Origin of the sequence: Pseudomonas saponiphila, from assembly GCF_900105185.1 — a bacterium.
Classification (GTDB): Bacteria; Pseudomonadota; Gammaproteobacteria; order Pseudomonadales; family Pseudomonadaceae; genus Aquipseudomonas; species Aquipseudomonas saponiphila.
Genome location: NZ_FNTJ01000003.1, coordinates 290009 through 308736, shown reverse-complemented (window position 1 = coordinate 308736; position 18728 = coordinate 290009). Strand labels below are relative to the sequence as shown.

Sequence of the window (18728 nt, the reverse complement as noted above, 5' to 3'; positions counted from 1 at the left end):
GGAGACCACCACCATGAAGATCATCAATCTCGACTGCATTACCCTCGCTAACGAGTCGGCGCTGGCGGCGTGTTCTTCGCGCGACCTGCCGGAGTGGGTGAATTCCCGATCCGTCAAAGTGGGCGCAATGCTGGTTTCCCCGGTCAACGGCGACACCTATGTCGTCGACTTCAACAAGCAGGTAGCGGCCGTTTTCATTGCTGAAAAAGGCAGTGGCACCGATAAACGCCGGCAGTTCATCAAAGCGACGATCTACTTTGAGTCGCTGCCCGAGCAAGCGGATCTCCTTCGCGCTGCCGCTTAAGCGGAACCACCTTCGTGCCAGGGGCTGGATCATTCCTCCCCTGGTCTACGCCTGTTTAGAAGCCAAACATTGGCATTGGCATGTGAAAGCAAAGTTCAAGGGAATCCAATGAGTTACGCAAAGGCCATGAGACACTCCGTCCGCAAATCGCGGAAGCAGGCGAACAACCATTTTGGTTTTTCGACCCTTGGCACCAATGAGCGGCGTCGCAATCCAGTGCTAGGTTCCGCGTGGTTCGAGCCTGGTCAGGAGGAAGAGCGCGCTGCTTTTATTCGTGAGTGGCATGCGAAGACGGAAGAAATGCTGCGCCTGAACCCCAGTCTTCGGATCGTAGATTAAGCAAGGAATACACCATGGAATCGCAAGAGGCTTACGACCCAGATAATCCTTTTAAGGTCGGCAACTCCCTGTGCTGGCTTCATGGTGACAACTACCGTGTTGCCGAGGTGCTGGAAGTCGAGGCTGACAGGGTACGACTCTCGGGCATGACGGCTACTTACTGGCGAAGTAAGAAGTCTCTCCTGCCTCGCCTGGATAAAAGGCGATTGCCACGCAGATGAAGCGGGCTAACGACTTGAAGGAGGCCGAACTGCGCTCTCAAGGCGTGATTATTGAATCCCGCAGAGCTGACGAAGCTGAGGCATAGGAAAACACGCCATTCCCCTGCTTGAGCCTGGAGATATTAAGATCCACCGGACAGCCTAGCCGGGAGTCAGCTATGGGAGACAAGCGCAAATCAGATGCCCTGGACAGATGGGATGAATTGGCTAAGGCCGCTGTTGCTCGGGCCGTTCAAGAGAACAAAGACCTTGGCCTTGTGCCCAAGGAAAGGCGCACTGAATGGGTAGATGGCGTCCTTTGCAACATCGAGGGCGACAAGGTAACGCCAGTGCAGCCCTTAAAACCGCGCAAAAAAGGGGGCGATGAACCTGCAACGGTAGTTTTCAAATTCTAAGGACTATCAGGCTTACCGGACCCGAAATAAAGGCCCCAATTGGGGCCTTTATTTTGAGCAGCGGACTTAAGCGCGGATCAGTCGGCGACCTTGCGCAAGACCATCGTGGTACCGCAAATGCGGCCAGTCATTGTCCCATCAGGATTTGGGGCACCACTTACCTTCGGAGCAACGAGGTTTTTGGCGTAATCCCCGCCGAACCAGTCAAAGAAGCGCTCTTGGGTAATGTGGAACGCACCGCTGGGGTCCGTAAAACCGTCGAACTGGGTTGTGCCGCCATAAGTCTTGTTGTCATAGGTAGTCAGGGTGTAATGCCCTGTTCCCGTGAACTTCTGCGCTTCGAACGGTTTCACGTCGAAATCCCCTTGAGAGGCGTTTCGAAGTGTGCCGATGAGAGGGGCAATCGAGCTAACGTCCGGTCCAACTGGCTCGAACGTCATCCGCGCCACTGATGGAATCGACTTGAAGCCCGAATTTTGGGCGCAGATGTATTTGCCTTCCCAGGTACCGGCAACCGACGATCTGCCGACTTGAATGCCTTCCAAAGGTGAACCGGCGCAACCAGTGAGTAGCGCCGCAACGACGGTCAGTGAAAGCGCTTTACGAATAGTCATCATCACTTCCCGGTCTTGATCTTGGTCCAGGTGCGGGTGATCGTGCGCTGGATCTTGGCCGGCAGAATGTCGGAGACCCACAGACGATCGATGGTTTCCTGCGGCGGGTAAATGCCGGTGTTCGAGGTGATGCCCTTATCCACCAGCGGAGTCGCATCCCGGTTGGGGTTGGCGTAAGAAACGTAGTTGGAAATGGGCGCGATCACTTCAGGCTGAAGGATGTAGTTGATGAACAGGTAGGCGTTCTCGCGGTTTTTCGCGTCCGCCGGAATCGCCATCATGTCGAACCACAGCGTGGAGCCCTCTTTCGGGATGCTGTAGGCGATGGTGTATGGCTTCTTCGCTTCCTTCGCAGCCGCAGCGGCTTGCAGGATGTCACCGGAGTAGCCAACAGCTACGCAGATGTTCCCGTTGGCCAGATCGGTGATGTAGTTGCTGCCGTTAAAAGAACGGATGTGTTGGCGGACTTCACCGAGCTTGGCAGCGGCTTTCGAGTAATCGCCAGGCTTAGTGCTCTGCGATGGCAAACCGATGTAGTTCAGAACCAGAGGCAGAATCTCGGAGCCGGAATCCAGAAGGTTGATGCCGCACTTTGCCAGCTTCTCGGCATTCTCGGGCTTCAGGATCAGATCCAGCGAGTCGACCGGCGCATTTTCGCCAAGCACCTCTTTCACCTTCTCGGCGTTGTAGCCGATGCCGATCGTGCCCCAGAGATAAGGCACACCATGCTTGTTGCCCGGATCGAGCTTCTCCAGGGGCTTGAGCAGGCTTTGGTCCAGGTGCTTCAGGTTGGGCAGCTTGCTCTTGTCCAGCTCCGCGAACACGCCTGCTTGAATACATAGAGTGTTCGAGTGCCCATGACTATCTCCTTTGGATGTGATGGAGACAGTCTCACCGGGTGCCAGCCGTGCCAGTAGGTAGGTCCTGCCGGATGCTACTCAGTTGAACTTGGCGGGCTTGGCCTTACCGGCAGCCCGTTGCTGTTCGTAGAGTGCTTTGCGCTGCTGACTGCACTTGGTGTGATTGCGCTTCGTGCGCGCCCAGCCGCAGATGTCGCACAGCGGGGATAGGGTGGGGCGTTTTACCGAGGGAGCGGCCTGTGCCGGCGCTTCCGAGGTAAAGATCTGGTCCAAATCAAACTGCTGGTCAGTCACGGCTTCACTCCCGAATTTTCTTGGCGAATTGCTCGATGTCATCGCCAGTCAAGCGCTCAAAACTGTCGCCAATTTGCGAGCCGTCACCGGACACCCAATAGAACCTTGCATCATCCCCAAGCCCTGTCAGGCGAAGATCAAAGCGCTCCCCTCGAATGAGCACGGTGTGAACCGTGTACGAGCTCTCGGGTGTGCTGTTGACGATGCCTGCGAGCGAGTAGTTCTTGATTTCACGCTCCATTGGGCGATACCCAAGGTTCGCGAGGACGGGGAAAACCTCTATGACGGGTCGGTCAGCAACTGCGCGCATACTGGTCAATCCAAGTGCATATTTCGGAGCGAATACTCAGTCCAACAATCACTCTCTGCAATCCAAAGTGAGGTCGCGAAATACCTGTCAGCGGTTGAAGTGATGGGCCGATCCCAAAGGATCTGCCGTCACTGGTGATGTATATAGGGGGTTGTCTGAGATGGCAGGCTCAAACCCTTCTTCACCAGTGATGCACGGACAGACTGGGCCTTCTTCTTTGCTTTCTCGAAGCTCTCAGCCTGGATCAGATATACCTCGCACTGCGCGTAGTCCGGATCTGATGGGCGTCCGCCGCCGCTCCAATCGCCGGCCGGGAAGCGAACCACCGTCAAAGTCTTGATGTCCATTGCTGCAAACCTCTCGTCGTTAGTCTCTGTCATTGCTCATCATCGGCCTTGAAGATCGTCACGATCCGGGCGCTGACACCTGTTCGAACCGGCAGGGATGGGTCCATGAAGGTTCCGTCTGGGAGTCGCTCAGAAACGCCTCCAACCTCATCAAGCCAGTGGCGGAAGCTGGTGGCTTCGGCATCAGTGCCAAAGAACAGCCCCTCAGACGCAATGCCAACCAGCACGCCGCCCGGTTTGACCAGGGAATAAGCCTTCCGGATGTGCCGGGCATCGCTTCGCTTTCCAAACGGCGGATTCATCAGAACCGCGTCAGCGTAAGGGGCCGAGACCTCGAAGTCATCGAAATCGAATCCGACCAGAGAGTGCCCTTTCAGGGACAGGATATCCCGCAGCTCGCCACTGATCTCGATGACATCAACCTCAGCGCCAGCATCTCGGGCCGCGTCCGCGATGTTTCCGCACCCGGCAGACGGCTCCACCACCTTCATGCCTTGGCGGATCGCCGCGATCTCGACCATCCGGGCGCACACGGCAGCCGGAGTCGGGAAGAAGTCGATGCCTACTGATCGGCCCACCAGCTTGCGCATGGCGGCCTTCAGGGGGCACTCAGATTGGCGCTCTTCCCGGTGAATTATCAGCTCCTGGAGAGCCGCTTTAAGTTGGTCATCAGTCTCAATGCCGGCGCGCTTGAGTCGGTTCAAATGAGCGATTCGAGACACGTTATACCAGCCCAGCTCGTACTCAGCTTTCTCCTTTCCGAGCAGCTCGAACATCAGTTCAAGAGCCTGTCCGGTAATAGCCTCAGCTCCCGTAATTAGGGCGCGAAACCGCTCAGCCCCCTCCAGACCCTCGGTTACCGCGACGGCACGCTCCCATGAAGAGCCGCTCAAGCCCCAGCGAGGGCCGTGAATTCTGGCGAAGGAATTGATCGCTTCGGAGTTCAGCGTTCTGCCGGCCTGTCGGGCGTACGTCTCAACGCACCGCAATTCACTGATGAGCGACTCGATTGCTGCCTTAGACGAAAAGCCCATGAGGGCGTTAGCTTCTCCCGCCTCAATCGCCGCGGCGATGTTGATCATCGTTCTGCCGAGGGCGCGCTCTTCAAGGGCAGACTGCTCGGCGCTGCTGGCCATGGCTGCTCGCCGGCGAGTATTCGCAAGGCGGGGACGGGAAGCACTCACCTCTGCGCGGCCTACCAGGTCCTCTCCAATGCCGCGCAGCTTGACTGCCAGCTTCTGGCGATTCCTCAGGGTCGCAGCGCTTCGTGCTGGGCTCTGGGGAAGGTTGACCACTGAGCTAACCGCAACTGATAACGCGATAGGAGCCAGCACGGCTGGGCTGAGGTCAAAGCAAAATTGGTTTGGGCTAACAGCCTGGGCGCGGGACATAGGGTTTCCATCCAATATCTGAGATGGCCCATTCTCACCAGCGCCAGCGCGTGCCAGCAGACATAGGTTTGAAGCGCAAATGTTGGCTTGGGATGAGGCTCAGTCGCCGTTAAAGTAGACACCGAGCCACTGCACCATTGCAGCCCAGATATAGGCCCCCATCAGGAGAAATCGATGATCAACCGTCAGCCGCTGTCTGTCCTCGCGCTTGCATGCGCGCTTTTTTCGGGAGCCACTCAGGCTGCCGGCCAGTTGCACATCTACAACTGGAACGACTACATCGCCGAAGACACCATCGCGAATTTCGAGAAGAAATTCGATGTCAAGGTGACCTACGACCTGTTCGACAGCAACGAAGTTCTCGAAGGCAAGCTGCTCTCCGGTGCCAGTGGCTACGACATCGTGGTACCGACCGCTAACTTCCTGGGCAAGCAGGTTCGGCAACATCCGCCGGCCAGCCTGCATCCTCTTCAGCAATTCTTCCCATGAGTCATGGGAGCCGGAGAAGGTCTTTAAACACGAGGCCGGCAAGCACAACACCATGACGCGCCTGGTTGCCGCCATGTGCGGCCATCGCTATCCGACCAACTCGGCCAATGGTCACCACAAGGCCGGTGATCAAGTGTTCGTGATTGATACAGATCCGGGCGACTTCGAGCGGTTCTTCCATATCTCTCACACCGATGCCGGCTACATCTGCGCCGAGCTATCCCGCGATGAAGTTGATCAGCTGAACCTCGGATGGCTGGAGTAATCGATGAACACTCCTTCCAACTACAAAACCCTTGCCGGCCTGCTGCGCGCTACTGAGCGCGTGCTTCAGCTGCGCAAGAAAGGTATTACCCGCTTTTCTGGCCAGTCTGACGGGATGTGGTTGCATAACGCCCGGCATGTTGCAGAGCAGGCTTTTCAGGCTGGCAATGCGATTGTCGAGCTGATTCAAAAGTACAGCGTGTCTCGCCCTCAAGACCTTCAGTCACTCTGCGGTGATGGGCATGCTGTCTTTGGGGCTCCCCTCCCCCGGCGAGACTACATCGTCGGTGATACGGTTCCGGGGTTCGGGCATGTCGATGATGCGACGGAAACTCAGCTTTTCATCTCGGGCACCTGGTACCACCGAAGTGTGTTTGAATCGTCACAGCCCGCCGCTATTGGCTAGTTAAGTCCTCTCATCCTGGCAGACCCGGAAAAATCATGGCCAAAGATAAACTCTCGATCTGGACGGTGTATGAACGTCCCTTGGATCACCCGGAAAACTTCGTGGCTCGCCGCTGGGAGGTCACGCCGGAAATCACCCCGACTGGCGATGTGCTGCTGGCAGATGACCTGAACGCCCTACGGGAAATGCTTCCAGCAGGGCTTGTCCGACTGGAGCGCCAGCCTGCCGATGATCCGGTGATAGTTGAGACTTGGCTTTAGGTCGAAACACCTGCCCATGAAAAAGCCCGCATAAGCGGGCTTTTTGTTGATCGATCAGATCGACGCTGGTGCTGGGTGGGGCTCCTGTGCAGCAGCTTCCTCAATAGGTAGCCGCTGCGGCGGTTCGATCCACTGACAGACCACCTGCCCGGCCAACTCCTGGCAATTAGGCAAAACCACGATCACCTCCTTTTCAGGCGAAACGGGGCGAGTGTCTTCGCTCTTTGCCGGTTTGCCCGCGCATCCGGCGAGCCCGGTCAGCGCGAAAAACAGTACGGTTACGATCTTGTTCATGGTGATGCTCCTTGCGTTGATTTAGCGTCATGGTCACGCACTCCTGTGCGTGCCAGCAGACCCATGCAAAGCCACCATGCAATGATTCAAGCGACCTGTTGGCACGCGAGAACGCACACGATGATGACGGCTCAACATTCAGCCGGAGATTGTCATGGAAATCCGTATTTCGTTCGACTACAGAGAGGTTACCCCCGCTTCGAATGGTAAGCGCCACTCTGTAACAACCTACACGGATGGGCTGCTCATCAGCTCGATCCCCGAAGTGTCGTCCCAGGAAGCCCCGGTGGCACTCATCAAGACTGTGCAGGGCGAGCGCATTGAGTACCGGCACTTTGGAGGCCGCCTTTGGACGCCCGATGACTCGATAACTGCGCAGGCCGAGATTTCGACTAGCGCCCCGAAATCAAGCCTCGAAATCCTGTTCTCCCGGCAATTGCGCAGTGGTGGTCGCAATGAATGCATCAGTCAACTGAACGAGCTGATCTCGAATCTGATAGCCATCGACGGTCGGATGCACATCAAAGCTGATGAACCGTTCTACCACGTAATGACTTTCGGGCTTGGCGGTAACCATGGCTCAACGGCGCTGGTGGTGGGCAGCACCCCGCATGACGGCCAGAAGCCTACTTCGAGGCGGGCTCGCAGACGGCGACCGCTCGCCTTCAAAAGGACGAAGCACGGGCCCGCTTCCATCGTGACTGGTTCAGCCGTGCTCGCGGGCTGGAGAAGGCTGAAGATCGAACAACGGCACAGCGCCACTTCGATGAAGGCTATGCCGCCGTCCAGCCGGTACGGCGCACCCTGTATCTGTGCAATCGAGCAGCGCAGCAGGCGCTGCCTTACCCAAGACTGAGCAGAGGCATCTATGACTGACCTTCGGCGCTTGAAGCTGACCCGTATCGAGGGCACCGCCACCCTCTCGTGCGAGATTTCGCCCTGTTGTTTTATGTACCCGAACTACGGGCTTCAAATTGGCGTTTCGCTCAACGGCAGCCGCGAGGCCATCAAACACGGCAAGGTCTCCATGACATCTGCCACTGGTGCCGACGTACAGGCGCTCTTCGATTCGGTGAAACTCATCGAGTGCGGTGAATGCAAAGGCCCGGCATTTGACCCGGCAACGATCTCGACCAATGCCCGCGGCCTATGCCCTGCCTGCATGGAGAAGGTTTCATCCGCCGAGTTCGAAGAGGAAATGAAGCTGATCGAGGAACGCGAGAGAGTTGCTACCTCGCGCCGGCACGCTCATGCTCGGGCGCGCGGCTTCACCCACGAAGTCATCGCATGGCTTCATCCGGAATCTGGCGATGATGAAGCCGTCATCTTTCACACCAAGACAGACGCTAAGGATGAGATCGAGAAGATCCTTCGCAAGTATGGTTCTGTGGTCACGAGCGACTTTACGGTGACAAAGCTTTGAGCACTCGAAGTCTGGACGGCAGCGGGCTGGGGACGGTCAACGTCCCCATTGCTACAGCCATGCTGTCGCTATATCTGGGGAAAATCGTAGAGGCTCAATGCGTCGAGGATGTCAGCCTCATCATCCCCCACCTGAATCTCGCGCTGGATGGCATCGCGGGAGGGTTTGCCAACGCCCCCGCAGACGATGCAGACCCTTCTGTGCTGCGGGCTAGGGAGCGGTCAATCCTCGCCCATGGCGATGCTGGTCAATTCCGGGCAGGCTCTTGGTTGGCCTATGCCTCACACTGCGCAGAAGTCTGCGCCGTGCTCTCAACGGTTACTGACGATCCGGACGCCCTGAGCGCAGCCTGGCTGCATGACTCGAAGGAGGATACTGGGTTGAGCCGCGAGCGGCTGGCGCTTGGGCACGGAGATCAGGTTGCGAATCTCATCATGGCGGTGAGTGCGCCGGAGCCCCAAGGGTTCCTCTCCAGGGCGGATCGTAAGGCGCGGTTCAGGGAGCAGCTGGCCGCCGCATCGGCTCAAGCTCAATCGCTCAAGCTTGCCGATGTGATCAGCAATGCGCGAAACGTGCGGATCAATAACCCCAAGTTTGCGCAGACCTACCTGCTTGAGAAGCAACGCGATGTCCTCGCCCTAAGCAGGGGCAACCGCAGCCTGCGCAACGCAGCAGCGAAGCTGGTTTTAGCCGAGCTTAAAGCACTGCAATCTGCTGGCACGGCATAGCCTGTTCGAGCATTGGCGCACTCATTCGAGGTCACCATGCTCAAAAGCCTGTCATTGCCGAACATCTTCAGCTCTGCGCTCCCGTCGCTTGATGGAGGGATGGTCGCAGCAATGCTGCGCAGAGAACTGGCTCCGGCCCCAGCTGATGTGTTCCCTGGCGATGACTGGCTTGAGGCCTTCGCCGGTGCTGTCTCGCGGCGCGATGTCTTCTCCCTGAGGTTGTGCGCTCTCGCTCCCGAACTTGGGGTCCGATCTGTTCTATGGGGCACCCTGCGCCTTGACCGTCCTGAGGGCTCTGGCGATTGGGCATCCTGGACGGCACTTCTGCGCTGGGCAGGGATCGAGTCGGAGGCCGAGATTCAGGCGGGATTTGCTCGGGCCATCACTCAATTTGCAGATGCCCAAGATGTCTTCAACGACAACGGCAATGCGCTGTGTGGCTCAATAGCGGCGTTCCTCCTGGAAGGCCCGGCGAGCCTGAAGCGGACGGGTGGACGATGGGAGCTACATCGGCATGGAAGCCCCGAGTGCTCTCTGCGGGTTTCGTACGGGTGGTCTCCGGCCGTGCAGCTCGCAGACGCAATGCTGGCCGTTCAGGATAAGCGGGGCTACTTCCCAAGCTCCCGGCAGCCAACGCCAGGCGTCCGGGCCGAGCCTGGAGACTGGCATTTCCTGTAGGGCTGCTCACCTCCTAACTCTGGCGGCGAAGTTTTTTGGTTTTTCTTCTGTTGGGTCTGCTGGCACGCAAGGGCTCAGGTTGAAATACACCCATCACAACGCACCACTTGGAGAGCCAGCATGTCTATCGTCAACCAGATGTCGATCTTCGTTGAGCCGGGAAGCTACCAGTCCGAAATCATCCGCGCCGTTGTTGCACTGAAAGGCGCAGAGTGCCGCGTCGTTGAGGTGAGCACCCCGTCCGTACAGGCTCAGATTGCGAGCCTCACCCACTACTCGGAGCTTCCTCTGCTGGTGGATCGTGAGGTCACTCTGAACGGTCTGGACATGATTCTGGAGTTTCTGGACGACCGTTACCCGGCCCCGAGCCTCCTGCCGCATACCCCGGTCAGCCGCGCCAATGCGCGGATGACTCTGCGCCGCATCGAAACCGAAATGTTCGTGTCGCTGGCTCGTGCCACTGATGGCGATCAAGCGGCCAAGCGCGACCTTGAGGACACCCTTGAGGCGCTGGGCAATCTGTTCTTCAAGGCCAGCTTCCTGTGCTCTGAGTCCATGTCCATTGCTGATGTAGCGTTCACGGTATTTCTCAAGCGCTGCGCCGAGCAGAGCGTCAACACTCAGCGCAATCCGCTTCTCACCAAGTATTTCAACGCCATGTACCAGCAGCCCATGTTTGCCGAGCTGCGCGGCACTGCAAAGGCAGCCTAACAACCCAAGTCAGCAACCGCCGCTCCAGACGGGGCGGCCACGCTAGGAGTGATCTATGCAGTTCCAGATGGTGATTCGTGGTGAGATTTCTATGGGTGCAGCCAGTTCGGCTGGCTTGAGCCCCGAAGCTCTGACGGCAAATCTTCAGGCGATACTTGAGCTTGCCAAGCAAGAGGGGCTGTTCACGGGTGATACCGAGGCAGAGCTTGCCGCCTTGACCCACTCAATTGAAGTTGTCGAGAAGAACGATGGCCGCATTGATCTTGGCATCCCCGATGTCTACCAGGGCACTTATGGGTGGGGCTTCGTTGGGTGTGAGAGCGACGACTTCAAGACCGAGCTTGCGGCCCGAATTGCCGCATTGCAGCAAGTGAGCGCCGAGCTTGAGCCGCATATTGCCGTTGAGTACGACCAGCAGTATTCGGGTGGCGACTACGCAGGGGCCGGCGACGTGGTATTCCTGCCAACCAAGTTGCTTGACGCCCTGCCCGCGTCTGAAGGCGTAGATACGGTGCATGCTTGCTTTGCGCTGATCACTGGGCTGCCCGCCAGCTGCATCGTCACATACAGCCCGGACACCCTCTACACGCGCTCAGGCCGCTTCTATCGCCTGTGATCGGACTCTCCTGAAAGCGTGCCTATGGGCCTCAGCCGGATGTCCGAGGCGCTTCGCAACGCTCCAGGGCAGTCCGTTGAAGTGGTTGGCCACACCGACAATAGCGGCTCCGAAACCCTCAATCAGCTGCTCTCGCAAGCCCGTGCGGAAAGCGTTGCGGCCTTTTTGAGAGCCTCGGGCGTTCCTGCGAATGCAATCACTGCGACTGGGCGCAGCTACTTCTCACCGGTGGCTGGAAATGACACGCCCGAAGGCCGGGCAATGAATCGCCGGGTCGAAATTCGCATCGCAACCTCGGCGCTGACCCAGCACTCTGCAAACACTTACCCGATGGCTTCGGCCAATGGAGGCTTCTGACATGGCGGCTACTGCGACCAAGGCATACCGTGATCACACACTCGGCAATACCGCTGAGGCGGTTCTGAAAGCCTTCTACAGCCAGATCGGCAGTGGTGGATTGAAGCCCTTTGGCAGAGATGTGCATCAGGGGTTCGAGTTTTTTTTGCACCACGACGGCAAGCTATACAAGAAGGAGCCTGGCGTGATGATTCCGCTTACGGGTTCAGAGGAAAAGGAGTTGGTTGAAAACGTCTCGATGGGTGCCGTAGAGCTTTACCTGCGCCGCCCTACAGCCGGCCTGCCACCCTACCCTGTATCTGACAAGGTGCTGCTTCACGCCGCAACCGGCCAGCCAATTCCGCTGAACTGATCAGGCCGCAACATCCCAGGGGAGCGATTCTCCAGCGAATAGCTCCCCGTACCCCTCCAGATAGAACTTCGGCTCGGGCGAAAACAGATCCCCAACCCAAGACCTGAAGTTGCCCACGTCCACATGGACAAACTTCCGCCTCGGGTAGATGCCTACCCCGCCGACTCCAATGGCTTTGACCAAGCGCGAGAGTGCAGACACTTCGATGCCAGGGACAAAGATGTCCGCGGCCTTGCCCTGCATGTGGAGTGAGTTTGAAGCCGCGCCTTTCAGTGCTGCGTTGTGCTCCGGTGTTCGGTACCCAGAAGTGATGTGGATCACGTAGGGCTTTTTCTTGGCTATGAGGTAGCTCTGAATTATGTATAGCAAATCCAGCAGCTTCGGATCAATCCGCTTGGCCTTCTTGTACTCAACATCGCGAAGGATGTGGCACAGCGCGAGGTACTGCCGCTTCTGCCACCCTTTCCCCTTGCGGTAATAGCAAACCTTCACCGTCTCTTTGGTGGCTGGGCGATACAAGTGAAGCCACCGGTCCCGATCCAGGACAACGGCTCTCCAGTCACGACGGCGCTGCGTTTTTTGCGGGGCAGCAGAGGCATTCAGCGGGAGCGCCAGGGCTCCGGCTGTGCTGATCGCGCTTTTGATGAAGTTTCGACGCTGAAGATTGGCCATGGGCCGCCGGCCCCCGGCTTGAGATAGCCGTACTCTAGGGATGGCATTTTTCCGTGCAAGCCAAGTCGGCCATCTGAAAACCGAGTTTTCACGCCAGCTCGATGAGCGGGAACTCGCCGGCAAATTCCGCCCAGCTCTCATCCATCACCGAGATAATCCGGGTCGGCTCGATGACTTCCGCTACCGCCAGCTCAAAGGGCGCGTCGCTCTCAATCCGAAGCCCGGCTAGGTCTACTTCCAGGATGACAAGGCCATCTTCTTCAACGACATCCTCGAAGGCATCGCCAAGCCAGGTACTCAATGCTGTGTCGCAGGCCTCACGAGACGGAAAGAAGTAGACCCGCGGGCGGGATTCACCTGTTGCCCTCGATCTCTCCCCAATCTCGGGTTTGATCCCGCAGGACAGAATGGAATTGAGGTTTTCAGCACTGGTTACGTGAAGCCCTGTTTTCGGCTGCATGCCTGTTCCTGATGGTTCGCAGTAGATAGGGCAATTGTGTGGCCGCATCCTGCATGCCGGTAGATGCGCGGCTTTCGCGCCACTCATTGTCTACTGGCACGCATCAACTGCCTTGAGCATGGGTTACCCGATCAAGGAGAAGCCAATGTTCTCACCATCCCCAGCAAGACCAATTACCCCGCAAAACATCCAACTCGCCGACCCCAAAACCCGTGCCGAGGTGGCGCGCGAGTGGTGGTCGCATTGCACGCCGGAGTCGCAAGCTCAGCTGCTGAGCGATGAAAATTCCCAGGTGCGCGTTGAGGCGTGCTACAGCAAGCGTCAGGCTGATGTTTCTGCGCTTGTGGCTCGCGGCGTCATCACTGTCCAGGACATTCAGCAGCTGGATCGGCTTGGCCGGTTCACGGTCAGCGCCTATCACTGGGAACTGTGTGACGAGGTTGCGCAGGGAGCGTTGCTCGCTGACGCACATCACCAAGTGCGCAGCACAGCGCTGCTGTCCTCGATGAAAACCCCAAATCCGGCCTGAGCGAGGTAGAACGGTATGCGCTGCCCTGTTGCCCCAGAGCTTGTTCTGTATGTCGTCCAGCTGATTGAAGAAGGTGCTGACGACCCCATCCTTTTCGAGGCTTGGGCGGAAGATCGAGAGCACGCGGTTGAGCAGGCAGAAGACGCCTATCCCGGCTGCGAGGTGGTCAGTTCCGGGCTGGCGGCATAACCAGAATTCATTCTGGCTTCTTGCCTTGCCGCAGCGGGGAGCAACTGCTAGTTTTTGGTTGTTCCCTGCAAATCATCCCCGATGATTAGCACCGGCTTTACGTCTAAGGTCTTCTTAGGTGTACCGCCGGACCACCTTCAGCATGAACTCATGCTGTTAGTGGTCGACAAATCCCCCTTCATGTCTCTCATCCCTGAGATGACCTTCAACTTAAGCCCTTCAGGCCAAACTACGGCCTGTGGCTGTGTTTGGTCCCCATTTCACAGTCAGTCCTGCCAGGTATCCTGTCAGTCACTAAGGAGTTTCAGATGAAAAAGGTCAGCTTCATCGCCAAATTCATGATCGCAACAGCCATTGGTCTTCTCCTGATGGCCGAGCAGCGTGAAGTGGCAAACAAGCAAGCGAGCATTGCAAACTTTTGCGCCGAACCGTCTTCAGACGGCAAGTTGAAATTAGCTTGCATCTCGTATGGAGCCACGGACGCCAAACCGATGCCACCGCGCGGTTAGTCGTTTGAAATCAACCCGTTGGGTATTCCACCCAACGGGCAGGAATACCCTTTCCCGAGGATATTCCGATGTCAATTTCCCGTGACTTCTATGCTGAACAGGTATCGGTGATCAATGAGTTCTTCGTTGATCCTGAAACCGGCCTGACAACTGCTGACGGTCAAGAGTTCGCTGCCGAAGCTCAGGCTTTGCACGAACAGCTCCAGACCGTTTTTGCGGAGTTCGATTCTCAGGGGCTTGGGCTTACGCTCAAGAGCATACATGGCGATTCGTGGGTCATTATCCTGCCGGATGCTTCCAATCAAGGATGCTTCAGGCACCAGTCTTTCTCTAAGAGTGGCTGGACAGGACACATGACGACATTGACCGCTGAGGCCGCTGTACTCGATGCGTTCGAGTCCGGTTACCGCCTATTGGCTGATAGAAATACCCTAGACCGGCTTGCGGCAACGCAAGAGTGGGCGAAGGGTATCGAGCAGCTGGATCTGATCACCCGTCACAACAACGGGCTTATCAGTTGGCAGCAGTTCCATGAGGCAATGAACCAGGTTGCGGTTAAGTACGCTGAAGCTGCTTGATCTGGTCATTGACTGTTCGACGGTATCCGTCGACCAGTGGTGCACTACACAGAACCCCACTGCCTTATGGCGTGGGGTTTTGCTTTTTCAGCCCCCCAAACTACTGGCACGCGGGTCTGGCGCTGATGATGAGGCCATCTCACTTCGGAGCAGCCAGCATGATCACGCTTTACGCACGCCTAGAGCCGACTACGGACTCGTTCATCATCGCAGCAGGGGAAGGCCCGGTATATCGGCCAATACCGGCAGGGGCTTCGATCGAGTCGCTGATCAAGAAGGGGTTTTTCGGCAAGCTCGACACGGTGATCTACCGAGATGCCGAGTGTACTGAGCAGTTGTTCCGCCACAACTGCTTCAGCAGTTCCCGCCCGACTCGCAGAAGCAAGACCATCATGTACAACTGCTTCCGATACGCACTGGCCTGGCTTCCGCCGAAATTGGATATTCCTGTGGCCCCGCCAGCGCCGGTAAGGATTGCGGCGTGATGAGCATCCCCAATCCATCTCTCTACCAAATCTTCAGCTACGAGCGCGGCCCGGATAAGCAGCCCGAAATTCATGGCCGTACAGGCAGCTGGAAGGTGGCCAGTGATACTGCTGCTGATCTGGCTAAGGCAGGTATTCATGCCGCGGTAAAGAACACCGAGACGGGTAATGTGGTGCCATTCAGGCCGGCTGAAACGGAAACCTGAGCGCCATCGGCATTCGATGGTTCACGGGGGTCACTTCAAGCGTGCTTTGCAGTCACCCCCGTTATTCTGACCTGAACTACCCGGAGTCCCCCATGACCGAATTAGAGTGTGCTCCTGCCGACGATCTGCTCGCGAAGCGCTACCAGGCAATCGTAGCGTCGAGCGGTGGCTTGCCGAATCACCTTCAGGACAAATCTGCCCTGTTTCGCCGGTTGAAGGCCGGTTTGAAGGCTCTTGTTATCCCCCCACCCTGCTCTTTCAGTTACCCGTGGTACGAAGTGGTGGAGAGTGATACTCGGATCGAGCTTACTGACGAGCCTAGCGCTTGGCCGGAAGCTAAGGGCGATGGCCTGCCACCGATGCTCATAAACCAAACCTTGTGGGTTCAGCTTCCCCCTGCCGGCGATGGCTCTCTCCGGGTGACCAGCGGCGGGTGGGACAAACTCGGTTTTGCGTGGAAGGTATGGCGTGAGCGAGTACCGGCAAAGCAATCAGGGGCCGCGCTGTGCTGCCGGCATGATCCCCAAATAAAGAAAATCGAGACAGAACTTCAGCTTCGAAATGAGGCTGCTTGGCGAGTTGACCGCGACATTGATGAGATTCGCGCGATCTGCACGATCAGTTCCGAGGACGAGCGACACGAGTTTTTCTGTCGCGCTGTTGGCGGGGAGCGCAAGGATGATCGGATCATCCAGTTCATGGCAAAGAATCAGCAGGAGCGCGCTGAGACCAGGCTCAAGAAGCGTCGCGAGTCACACCTACCTGACTTGCCCACGGCAGAAGAACGGCAGCTTGAGATTGAGCGCGAGATGACCCTTCTCCTGGGCGACACATGGGAGCTTTCGGAAGGCCTGCTGGTGGCCGATTCTTGGTGGATTCAGCGCATCACCCCGGCCAAGCTCACCGCTGAGCACTACCTCGATATCTGACAGCTTCCCCATCTACCGGCACGCCTCTACCAGGCTGAATCTACGTGCATTCACTGGTAGAGGTTTGTATGAGTGCCGTAGAGCTAATCCCCGAGTCTGATGATTTCCTGGCTGAGATATCTGCGCCCGTTTCCTTCGATTTGATTTCGTCTCTGGTTGGTCAATACCAGCACCAGAAGAAGGAGATTGAGACGGTTGCGAGTTCATGGCTGCGCCAAAAAATGCCGGCACCCTCCGGTACTTCCTTGATGGGAATGAAGTTACCGGCAGCTTGGGCAGCACGTTCTCACTGAGTGGCGCGATCAACTCCCTGAACAGTGACTTCTGGGGGCGAGCCCTGGCCCTGACCGATATTCTGGAGTCCATGCCTGCCGAGCAGCGGCACGCCTGGTATGACCAGATAAAGGGCAATTCATGCCCTGACTTTGAAGAAGGAACCGTCCGCAGCACCCTGGCAACTCTTGCGGCCCAGCGAACTCAGTTCGTGGCGGATCGTGTTGATGCCATATTCCGGGCGCTGAGCCCTGACCACAAAACGAACCTGCCCTTCGGATTTTCCAAGCGTTTTATCATCGCCGGCATGCTGGACTCCTATGGCTATGTTGATAACCGTAAGGCTGACTACATCTCGGACCTGCGGCAGATCATTGCCAAGCTGACCAAGCGCGAAGTCAAACCTCACTCGCGCACCAACGGCGTGCTTAGCATCATTGCTGCTCGCTACCCTGGCCGGTGGGTGGACATTGATGGCTGGGCCCTGCGGGTCAAGCTGTACAAGCACGCGGGCACTGCGCACCTGGAAGTTCATCCTGATATCGCCTGGCGGCTGAACGAACTGCTGAGCACGAAGTATCCGCAGCACATCCCGTCCGAGATTAGGAAGCCAAGTGTCCGCAAGGTTGGTTCGAAGCCCATCCAGATGCTTCAACGGCCGCTGCCCTTCGAGGTACTGAATGCCCTGAGCGAAGCAAGACCGTCGAGAAAAGGTGGTGAAAATCTATACTGGCTGCCAAGCGCGGTAGACAAATTCACCGCGCAAGAAGCAGGCCGGGTACTGGCAGCCATCGGTGGCGTCTTCCAGAAAGGCGGCTTCTACCAGTTCGGTTACGACCCCAGCAGCGCGCTCGATCACATCATGCTCACCGGCTGCATCCCTGAGCACCGGTCGCACCAGTATTACCCAACCCCGCCCTCGATTGCCGTTCAGGCGGTTGAGTTCGCAGAGATCGAACCTTGGCACTCGGTACTGGAGCCCAGCGCTGGGCAAGGCGGCCTCGCCGATCACATTCCTGCTGAGATGACCACCTGCGTCGAGATCAGCGAGCTGCACGCCAAAGTCCTCCAGGCGAAGGGTTTTGCCAACGTCATCAATGCGGACTTCATCGAGTGGGCTGTTTCGGCTCCGAAGTTTGATCGCGTAGTGATGAACCCGCCTTTCTCCGATGGGCGCGCGGAGCACCACCTGGCTGTCGCGGCTTCACTGCTGAAGCCGGGCGGTGTGTTGGTGGCCATCCTGCCGGCTTCGTTCAAGACCCGAGATGTCCTTCCGGGCATGCAACTGGAGTGGGGGCCGATCATATGCAATGAGTTTGCAGGCACCAGTGTCTCGATCGTGATCCTCAAAGTAACTCGGTGATCACGAAGCCTTCTGGCACGCGAAGCATGCGCTGAGAATTTGCCCATCTTCAGAACGGAGCACTGCACATGAGCAACGTCGTCGCACTCTCACAGTATTTCACCCCTGCATGGGTTGCAGAGGCGCTGGTGCGCAAGCACTTTGCAGACCTTGGGTCGAATGACTTCGTGATTGAGCCCACCTGTGGGCCTGGCCGTTTCCTTGAGGCCATTCCGCAGCATGTGCCGGCAGTTGGGATCGAGATCGATCCGGAGCTCGCCGAGATGGCGCGTCAGCGCACCGGCCGGACCATCATCACCGGCGATATTCGTGATGTGTCGTTTCCAGAGCGCCCCACGGTTTTCATTGGCAATCCGCCGTTCAAAACCTCGCTCTTCGATGCGTTCCTGGACCGGGCAGCAAAGGCGATGGAGATGGGGGGACGGATTGGCATGATCTTGCCCACCTATTTCCTTCAAACCGCAAGCCGAGTCGCCCGCTACAACCAGACTTGGGCTCTCCAGCAGGAAATGATCCCCCGGAACATTTACCAAGGCCTGGAGAAACCCCTCTGCTTCTGCCTCTTCCGCAAGGACGAGCAGCGCCTGATGGTCGGCTTTAGCCTCTACCACGAGCAGGAATTCGTCAGTCAGCTCCCTGCTGAAGCTCAGGAGGCCTTGATTGCGGGCCGGGCCTCTTGGGCGACTCTGGTGCGCGAGGCCGTAGAGCAGCTCGGCGGTGTGGCTCATTTGTCTGAAATCTACGACTACGTTGCCGATCGACGCCCCACTCAGAACCCGAACTGGAAAGAGCAGATTCGCAAAGTCTGCCAGCTCAACGCTAAGCGTGTGGATCGAGGCCAGTACAGCTTCGACTTCGCGGCCTAATCGGCTCAAAGGGTAA

Annotated in this window: 32 protein-coding genes and 1 pseudogene; 24 read left to right on the top strand and 9 right to left on the bottom strand. The window is 57.6% G+C overall.

The window, feature by feature from the left end; genetic code table 11:
- Positions 1 to 13: 13 nt before the first annotated feature.
- The 4 genes from BLV47_RS34090 (at position 14) to BLV47_RS34085 (ending at position 1259) form a co-directional block, all read left to right on the top strand.
- On the top strand, positions 14 to 304 hold the full coding sequence (locus BLV47_RS34090; RefSeq protein ID WP_092320863.1) for a hypothetical protein: 291 nt from the start codon (positions 14 to 16) through the stop codon (positions 302 to 304).
- 108 nt (positions 305 to 412) lie between these two features.
- On the top strand, positions 413 to 643 hold the full coding sequence (locus BLV47_RS35995) for a hypothetical protein (protein WP_143038377.1): 231 nt from the start codon (positions 413 to 415) through the stop codon (positions 641 to 643).
- 14 nt (positions 644 to 657) lie between these two features.
- Complete coding sequence (locus BLV47_RS35990; protein WP_143038376.1) at positions 658 to 864, top strand: hypothetical protein; 207 nt, start codon at positions 658 to 660, stop codon at positions 862 to 864.
- Positions 865 to 1022: 158 nt separating this feature from the next.
- On the top strand, positions 1023 to 1259 hold the full coding sequence (locus tag BLV47_RS34085; protein WP_092320862.1) for a hypothetical protein: 237 nt from the start codon (positions 1023 to 1025) through the stop codon (positions 1257 to 1259).
- A 77-nt stretch (positions 1260 to 1336) separates the two neighbouring features.
- On the opposite strand, the gene BLV47_RS34080 is transcribed toward BLV47_RS34085, so the two are convergent.
- The 6 genes from BLV47_RS34080 to BLV47_RS34055 form a co-directional block, all read right to left on the bottom strand.
- On the bottom strand, positions 1337 to 1873 hold the full coding sequence (locus tag BLV47_RS34080; RefSeq protein WP_092320861.1) for a hypothetical protein: 537 nt from the start codon (positions 1871 to 1873) through the stop codon (positions 1337 to 1339).
- Between the two features lie 2 nt (positions 1874 to 1875).
- Positions 1876 to 2709 (bottom strand): extracellular solute-binding protein, encoded by an 834-nt coding sequence (locus tag BLV47_RS34075; protein WP_341865643.1) that lies wholly within the window; start codon positions 2707 to 2709, stop codon positions 1876 to 1878.
- 102 nt (positions 2710 to 2811) lie between these two features.
- Positions 2812 to 3027, bottom strand: coding sequence for a hypothetical protein (locus BLV47_RS34070; RefSeq protein ID WP_092320859.1), 216 nt, complete (start codon positions 3025 to 3027; stop codon positions 2812 to 2814).
- 4 nt (positions 3028 to 3031) lie between these two features.
- Positions 3032 to 3268, bottom strand: a complete 237-nt coding sequence (locus BLV47_RS34065) for a hypothetical protein (RefSeq protein WP_143038375.1) — start codon at positions 3266 to 3268, stop codon at positions 3032 to 3034.
- Between the two features lie 197 nt (positions 3269 to 3465).
- On the bottom strand, positions 3466 to 3684 hold the full coding sequence (locus BLV47_RS34060) for a hypothetical protein (RefSeq protein WP_092320999.1): 219 nt from the start codon (positions 3682 to 3684) through the stop codon (positions 3466 to 3468).
- 29 nt (positions 3685 to 3713) lie between these two features.
- Entirely contained in the window at positions 3714 to 4820 is a 1107-nt protein-coding gene (locus tag BLV47_RS34055) for a methyltransferase domain-containing protein (protein ID WP_143038374.1), read from the bottom strand.
- A gap of 429 nt (positions 4821 to 5249) precedes the next feature.
- On the opposite strand from BLV47_RS34055, the pseudogene BLV47_RS36440 reads away from it, so the two are divergent.
- The 4 genes and pseudogenes from BLV47_RS36440 to BLV47_RS34035 form a co-directional block, all read left to right on the top strand.
- Positions 5250 to 5516 (top strand): annotated as a pseudogene (locus BLV47_RS36440) (spermidine/putrescine ABC transporter substrate-binding protein PotF); the annotation flags it as partial.
- Positions 5517 to 5616: 100 nt separating this feature from the next.
- Positions 5617 to 5829, top strand: a complete 213-nt coding sequence (locus BLV47_RS34045; RefSeq protein WP_092320856.1) for a hypothetical protein — start codon at positions 5617 to 5619, stop codon at positions 5827 to 5829.
- 3 nt (positions 5830 to 5832) lie between these two features.
- Positions 5833 to 6234, top strand: a complete 402-nt coding sequence (locus tag BLV47_RS34040) for a hypothetical protein (protein WP_092320855.1) — start codon at positions 5833 to 5835, stop codon at positions 6232 to 6234.
- A 35-nt stretch (positions 6235 to 6269) separates the two neighbouring features.
- Positions 6270 to 6494 (top strand): hypothetical protein, encoded by a 225-nt coding sequence (locus BLV47_RS34035; RefSeq protein ID WP_092320854.1) that lies wholly within the window; start codon positions 6270 to 6272, stop codon positions 6492 to 6494.
- 54 nt (positions 6495 to 6548) lie between these two features.
- Here the strand turns inward: BLV47_RS34035 and BLV47_RS34030 are convergent, their stop codons facing one another.
- Positions 6549 to 6788 carry a hypothetical protein gene (locus BLV47_RS34030; RefSeq protein ID WP_092320853.1) on the bottom strand — a complete coding sequence of 80 codons (240 nt, stop codon included), beginning with the start codon at positions 6786 to 6788 and terminating at the stop codon, positions 6549 to 6551.
- A gap of 154 nt (positions 6789 to 6942) precedes the next feature.
- Here BLV47_RS34030 and BLV47_RS34025 point away from each other — a divergent pair, with 154 nt between their 5' ends.
- The 7 genes from BLV47_RS34025 (at position 6943) to BLV47_RS33990 (ending at position 11653) form a co-directional block, all read left to right on the top strand.
- Positions 6943 to 7644, top strand: coding sequence for a hypothetical protein (locus tag BLV47_RS34025; RefSeq protein ID WP_092320852.1), 702 nt, complete (start codon positions 6943 to 6945; stop codon positions 7642 to 7644).
- A 30-nt stretch (positions 7645 to 7674) separates the two neighbouring features.
- Positions 7675 to 8211, top strand: coding sequence for a hypothetical protein (locus BLV47_RS34020; RefSeq protein ID WP_143038373.1), 537 nt, complete (start codon positions 7675 to 7677; stop codon positions 8209 to 8211).
- Entirely contained in the window at positions 8208 to 8939 is a 732-nt protein-coding gene (locus BLV47_RS34015; RefSeq protein WP_092320850.1) for an HD domain-containing protein, read from the top strand. Before BLV47_RS34020 ends, BLV47_RS34015 begins: the two co-directional genes overlap by 4 nt.
- Positions 8940 to 9737: 798 nt before the next feature.
- Entirely contained in the window at positions 9738 to 10328 is a 591-nt protein-coding gene (locus BLV47_RS34005; protein ID WP_092320848.1) for a glutathione binding-like protein, read from the top strand.
- 55 nt (positions 10329 to 10383) lie between these two features.
- Positions 10384 to 10944, top strand: a complete 561-nt coding sequence (locus tag BLV47_RS34000) for a hypothetical protein (RefSeq protein WP_092320847.1) — start codon at positions 10384 to 10386, stop codon at positions 10942 to 10944.
- A 24-nt stretch (positions 10945 to 10968) separates the two neighbouring features.
- Entirely contained in the window at positions 10969 to 11301 is a 333-nt protein-coding gene (locus BLV47_RS33995) for an OmpA family protein (protein ID WP_092320846.1), read from the top strand.
- Between the two features lies 1 nt (position 11302).
- Positions 11303 to 11653 (top strand): hypothetical protein, encoded by a 351-nt coding sequence (locus BLV47_RS33990; protein WP_092320845.1) that lies wholly within the window; start codon positions 11303 to 11305, stop codon positions 11651 to 11653.
- On the opposite strand, the gene BLV47_RS33985 is transcribed toward BLV47_RS33990, so the two are convergent.
- Complete coding sequence (locus BLV47_RS33985) at positions 11654 to 12325, bottom strand: YcbK family protein (protein WP_092320844.1); 672 nt, start codon at positions 12323 to 12325, stop codon at positions 11654 to 11656.
- An 88-nt stretch (positions 12326 to 12413) separates the two neighbouring features.
- Positions 12414 to 12785, bottom strand: a complete 372-nt coding sequence (locus BLV47_RS33980) for a hypothetical protein (protein WP_092320843.1) — start codon at positions 12783 to 12785, stop codon at positions 12414 to 12416.
- A 145-nt stretch (positions 12786 to 12930) separates the two neighbouring features.
- Between BLV47_RS33980 and BLV47_RS33975 the strand changes: the two genes are divergently transcribed.
- The 9 genes from BLV47_RS33975 (at position 12931) to BLV47_RS33940 (ending at position 18712) form a co-directional block, all read left to right on the top strand.
- Positions 12931 to 13314, top strand: a complete 384-nt coding sequence (locus tag BLV47_RS33975) for a hypothetical protein (protein ID WP_092320842.1) — start codon at positions 12931 to 12933, stop codon at positions 13312 to 13314.
- Between the two features lie 15 nt (positions 13315 to 13329).
- A complete protein-coding gene (locus tag BLV47_RS36345) occupies positions 13330 to 13503 on the top strand; it encodes a hypothetical protein (RefSeq protein ID WP_167365750.1) in 174 nt (57 codons plus the stop codon).
- 308 nt (positions 13504 to 13811) lie between these two features.
- Positions 13812 to 14012: a hypothetical protein gene (locus tag BLV47_RS33970; protein WP_092320841.1), complete on the top strand. Its 201-nt coding sequence runs from the start codon at positions 13812 to 13814 to the stop codon at positions 14010 to 14012.
- A gap of 68 nt (positions 14013 to 14080) precedes the next feature.
- Positions 14081 to 14590: a hypothetical protein gene (locus BLV47_RS33965; RefSeq protein ID WP_092320840.1), complete on the top strand. Its 510-nt coding sequence runs from the start codon at positions 14081 to 14083 to the stop codon at positions 14588 to 14590.
- A gap of 158 nt (positions 14591 to 14748) precedes the next feature.
- The gene (locus BLV47_RS33960) at positions 14749 to 15075 is read left to right on the top strand and encodes a hypothetical protein (protein WP_092320839.1); all 327 of its coding nucleotides are present in this window, start codon (positions 14749 to 14751) and stop codon (positions 15073 to 15075) included.
- Complete coding sequence (locus BLV47_RS33955) at positions 15075 to 15281, top strand: hypothetical protein (RefSeq protein WP_092320838.1); 207 nt, start codon at positions 15075 to 15077, stop codon at positions 15279 to 15281. The genes BLV47_RS33960 and BLV47_RS33955 overlap by 1 nt, the downstream gene beginning before the upstream one ends.
- 92 nt (positions 15282 to 15373) lie before the next feature.
- Positions 15374 to 16210 carry a hypothetical protein gene (locus BLV47_RS33950; protein WP_092320837.1) on the top strand — a complete coding sequence of 279 codons (837 nt, stop codon included), beginning with the start codon at positions 15374 to 15376 and terminating at the stop codon, positions 16208 to 16210.
- 205 nt (positions 16211 to 16415) lie between these two features.
- The gene (locus BLV47_RS33945; protein ID WP_092320836.1) at positions 16416 to 17846 is read left to right on the top strand and encodes a class I SAM-dependent methyltransferase; all 1431 of its coding nucleotides are present in this window, start codon (positions 16416 to 16418) and stop codon (positions 17844 to 17846) included.
- 68 nt (positions 17847 to 17914) lie between these two features.
- Positions 17915 to 18712 carry a class I SAM-dependent methyltransferase gene (locus BLV47_RS33940; RefSeq protein WP_092320835.1) on the top strand — a complete coding sequence of 266 codons (798 nt, stop codon included), beginning with the start codon at positions 17915 to 17917 and terminating at the stop codon, positions 18710 to 18712.
- The last annotated feature ends 16 nt before the right edge of the window (positions 18713 to 18728 follow it).

Coding starts and splice junctions, on each gene's coding strand:
- BLV47_RS34090 (WP_092320863.1), top strand. CDS start 14: ATGAAGATCATCAATCTCGACTGCATTACCCTCGCTAACGAGTCGGCG.
- BLV47_RS35995 (WP_143038377.1), top strand. CDS start 413: ATGAGTTACGCAAAGGCCATGAGACACTCCGTCCGCAAATCGCGGAAG.
- BLV47_RS35990 (WP_143038376.1), top strand. CDS start 658: ATGGAATCGCAAGAGGCTTACGACCCAGATAATCCTTTTAAGGTCGGC.
- BLV47_RS34085 (WP_092320862.1), top strand. CDS start 1,023: ATGGGAGACAAGCGCAAATCAGATGCCCTGGACAGATGGGATGAATTG.
- BLV47_RS34080 (WP_092320861.1), bottom strand. CDS start 1,873: ATGACTATTCGTAAAGCGCTTTCACTGACCGTCGTTGCGGCGCTACTC.
- BLV47_RS34065 (WP_143038375.1), bottom strand. CDS start 3,268: ATGGAGCGTGAAATCAAGAACTACTCGCTCGCAGGCATCGTCAACAGC.
- BLV47_RS34060 (WP_092320999.1), bottom strand. CDS start 3,684: ATGGACATCAAGACTTTGACGGTGGTTCGCTTCCCGGCCGGCGATTGG.
- BLV47_RS34055 (WP_143038374.1), bottom strand. CDS start 4,820: ATGGCCAGCAGCGCCGAGCAGTCTGCCCTTGAAGAGCGCGCCCTCGGC.
- BLV47_RS34045 (WP_092320856.1), top strand. CDS start 5,617: ATGACGCGCCTGGTTGCCGCCATGTGCGGCCATCGCTATCCGACCAAC.
- BLV47_RS34040 (WP_092320855.1), top strand. CDS start 5,833: ATGAACACTCCTTCCAACTACAAAACCCTTGCCGGCCTGCTGCGCGCT.
- BLV47_RS34035 (WP_092320854.1), top strand. CDS start 6,270: ATGGCCAAAGATAAACTCTCGATCTGGACGGTGTATGAACGTCCCTTG.
- BLV47_RS34030 (WP_092320853.1), bottom strand. CDS start 6,788: ATGAACAAGATCGTAACCGTACTGTTTTTCGCGCTGACCGGGCTCGCC.
- BLV47_RS34025 (WP_092320852.1), top strand. CDS start 6,943: ATGGAAATCCGTATTTCGTTCGACTACAGAGAGGTTACCCCCGCTTCG.
- BLV47_RS34005 (WP_092320848.1), top strand. CDS start 9,738: ATGTCTATCGTCAACCAGATGTCGATCTTCGTTGAGCCGGGAAGCTAC.
- BLV47_RS34000 (WP_092320847.1), top strand. CDS start 10,384: ATGCAGTTCCAGATGGTGATTCGTGGTGAGATTTCTATGGGTGCAGCC.
- BLV47_RS33995 (WP_092320846.1), top strand. CDS start 10,969: ATGGGCCTCAGCCGGATGTCCGAGGCGCTTCGCAACGCTCCAGGGCAG.
- BLV47_RS33990 (WP_092320845.1), top strand. CDS start 11,303: ATGGCGGCTACTGCGACCAAGGCATACCGTGATCACACACTCGGCAAT.
- BLV47_RS33985 (WP_092320844.1), bottom strand. CDS start 12,325: ATGGCCAATCTTCAGCGTCGAAACTTCATCAAAAGCGCGATCAGCACA.
- BLV47_RS33980 (WP_092320843.1), bottom strand. CDS start 12,785: ATGCAGCCGAAAACAGGGCTTCACGTAACCAGTGCTGAAAACCTCAAT.
- BLV47_RS33975 (WP_092320842.1), top strand. CDS start 12,931: ATGTTCTCACCATCCCCAGCAAGACCAATTACCCCGCAAAACATCCAA.
- BLV47_RS36345 (WP_167365750.1), top strand. CDS start 13,330: ATGCGCTGCCCTGTTGCCCCAGAGCTTGTTCTGTATGTCGTCCAGCTG.
- BLV47_RS33970 (WP_092320841.1), top strand. CDS start 13,812: ATGAAAAAGGTCAGCTTCATCGCCAAATTCATGATCGCAACAGCCATT.
- BLV47_RS33965 (WP_092320840.1), top strand. CDS start 14,081: ATGTCAATTTCCCGTGACTTCTATGCTGAACAGGTATCGGTGATCAAT.
- BLV47_RS33960 (WP_092320839.1), top strand. CDS start 14,749: ATGATCACGCTTTACGCACGCCTAGAGCCGACTACGGACTCGTTCATC.
- BLV47_RS33955 (WP_092320838.1), top strand. CDS start 15,075: ATGAGCATCCCCAATCCATCTCTCTACCAAATCTTCAGCTACGAGCGC.
- BLV47_RS33950 (WP_092320837.1), top strand. CDS start 15,374: ATGACCGAATTAGAGTGTGCTCCTGCCGACGATCTGCTCGCGAAGCGC.
- BLV47_RS33945 (WP_092320836.1), top strand. CDS start 16,416: ATGGCTGCGCCAAAAAATGCCGGCACCCTCCGGTACTTCCTTGATGGG.
- BLV47_RS33940 (WP_092320835.1), top strand. CDS start 17,915: ATGAGCAACGTCGTCGCACTCTCACAGTATTTCACCCCTGCATGGGTT.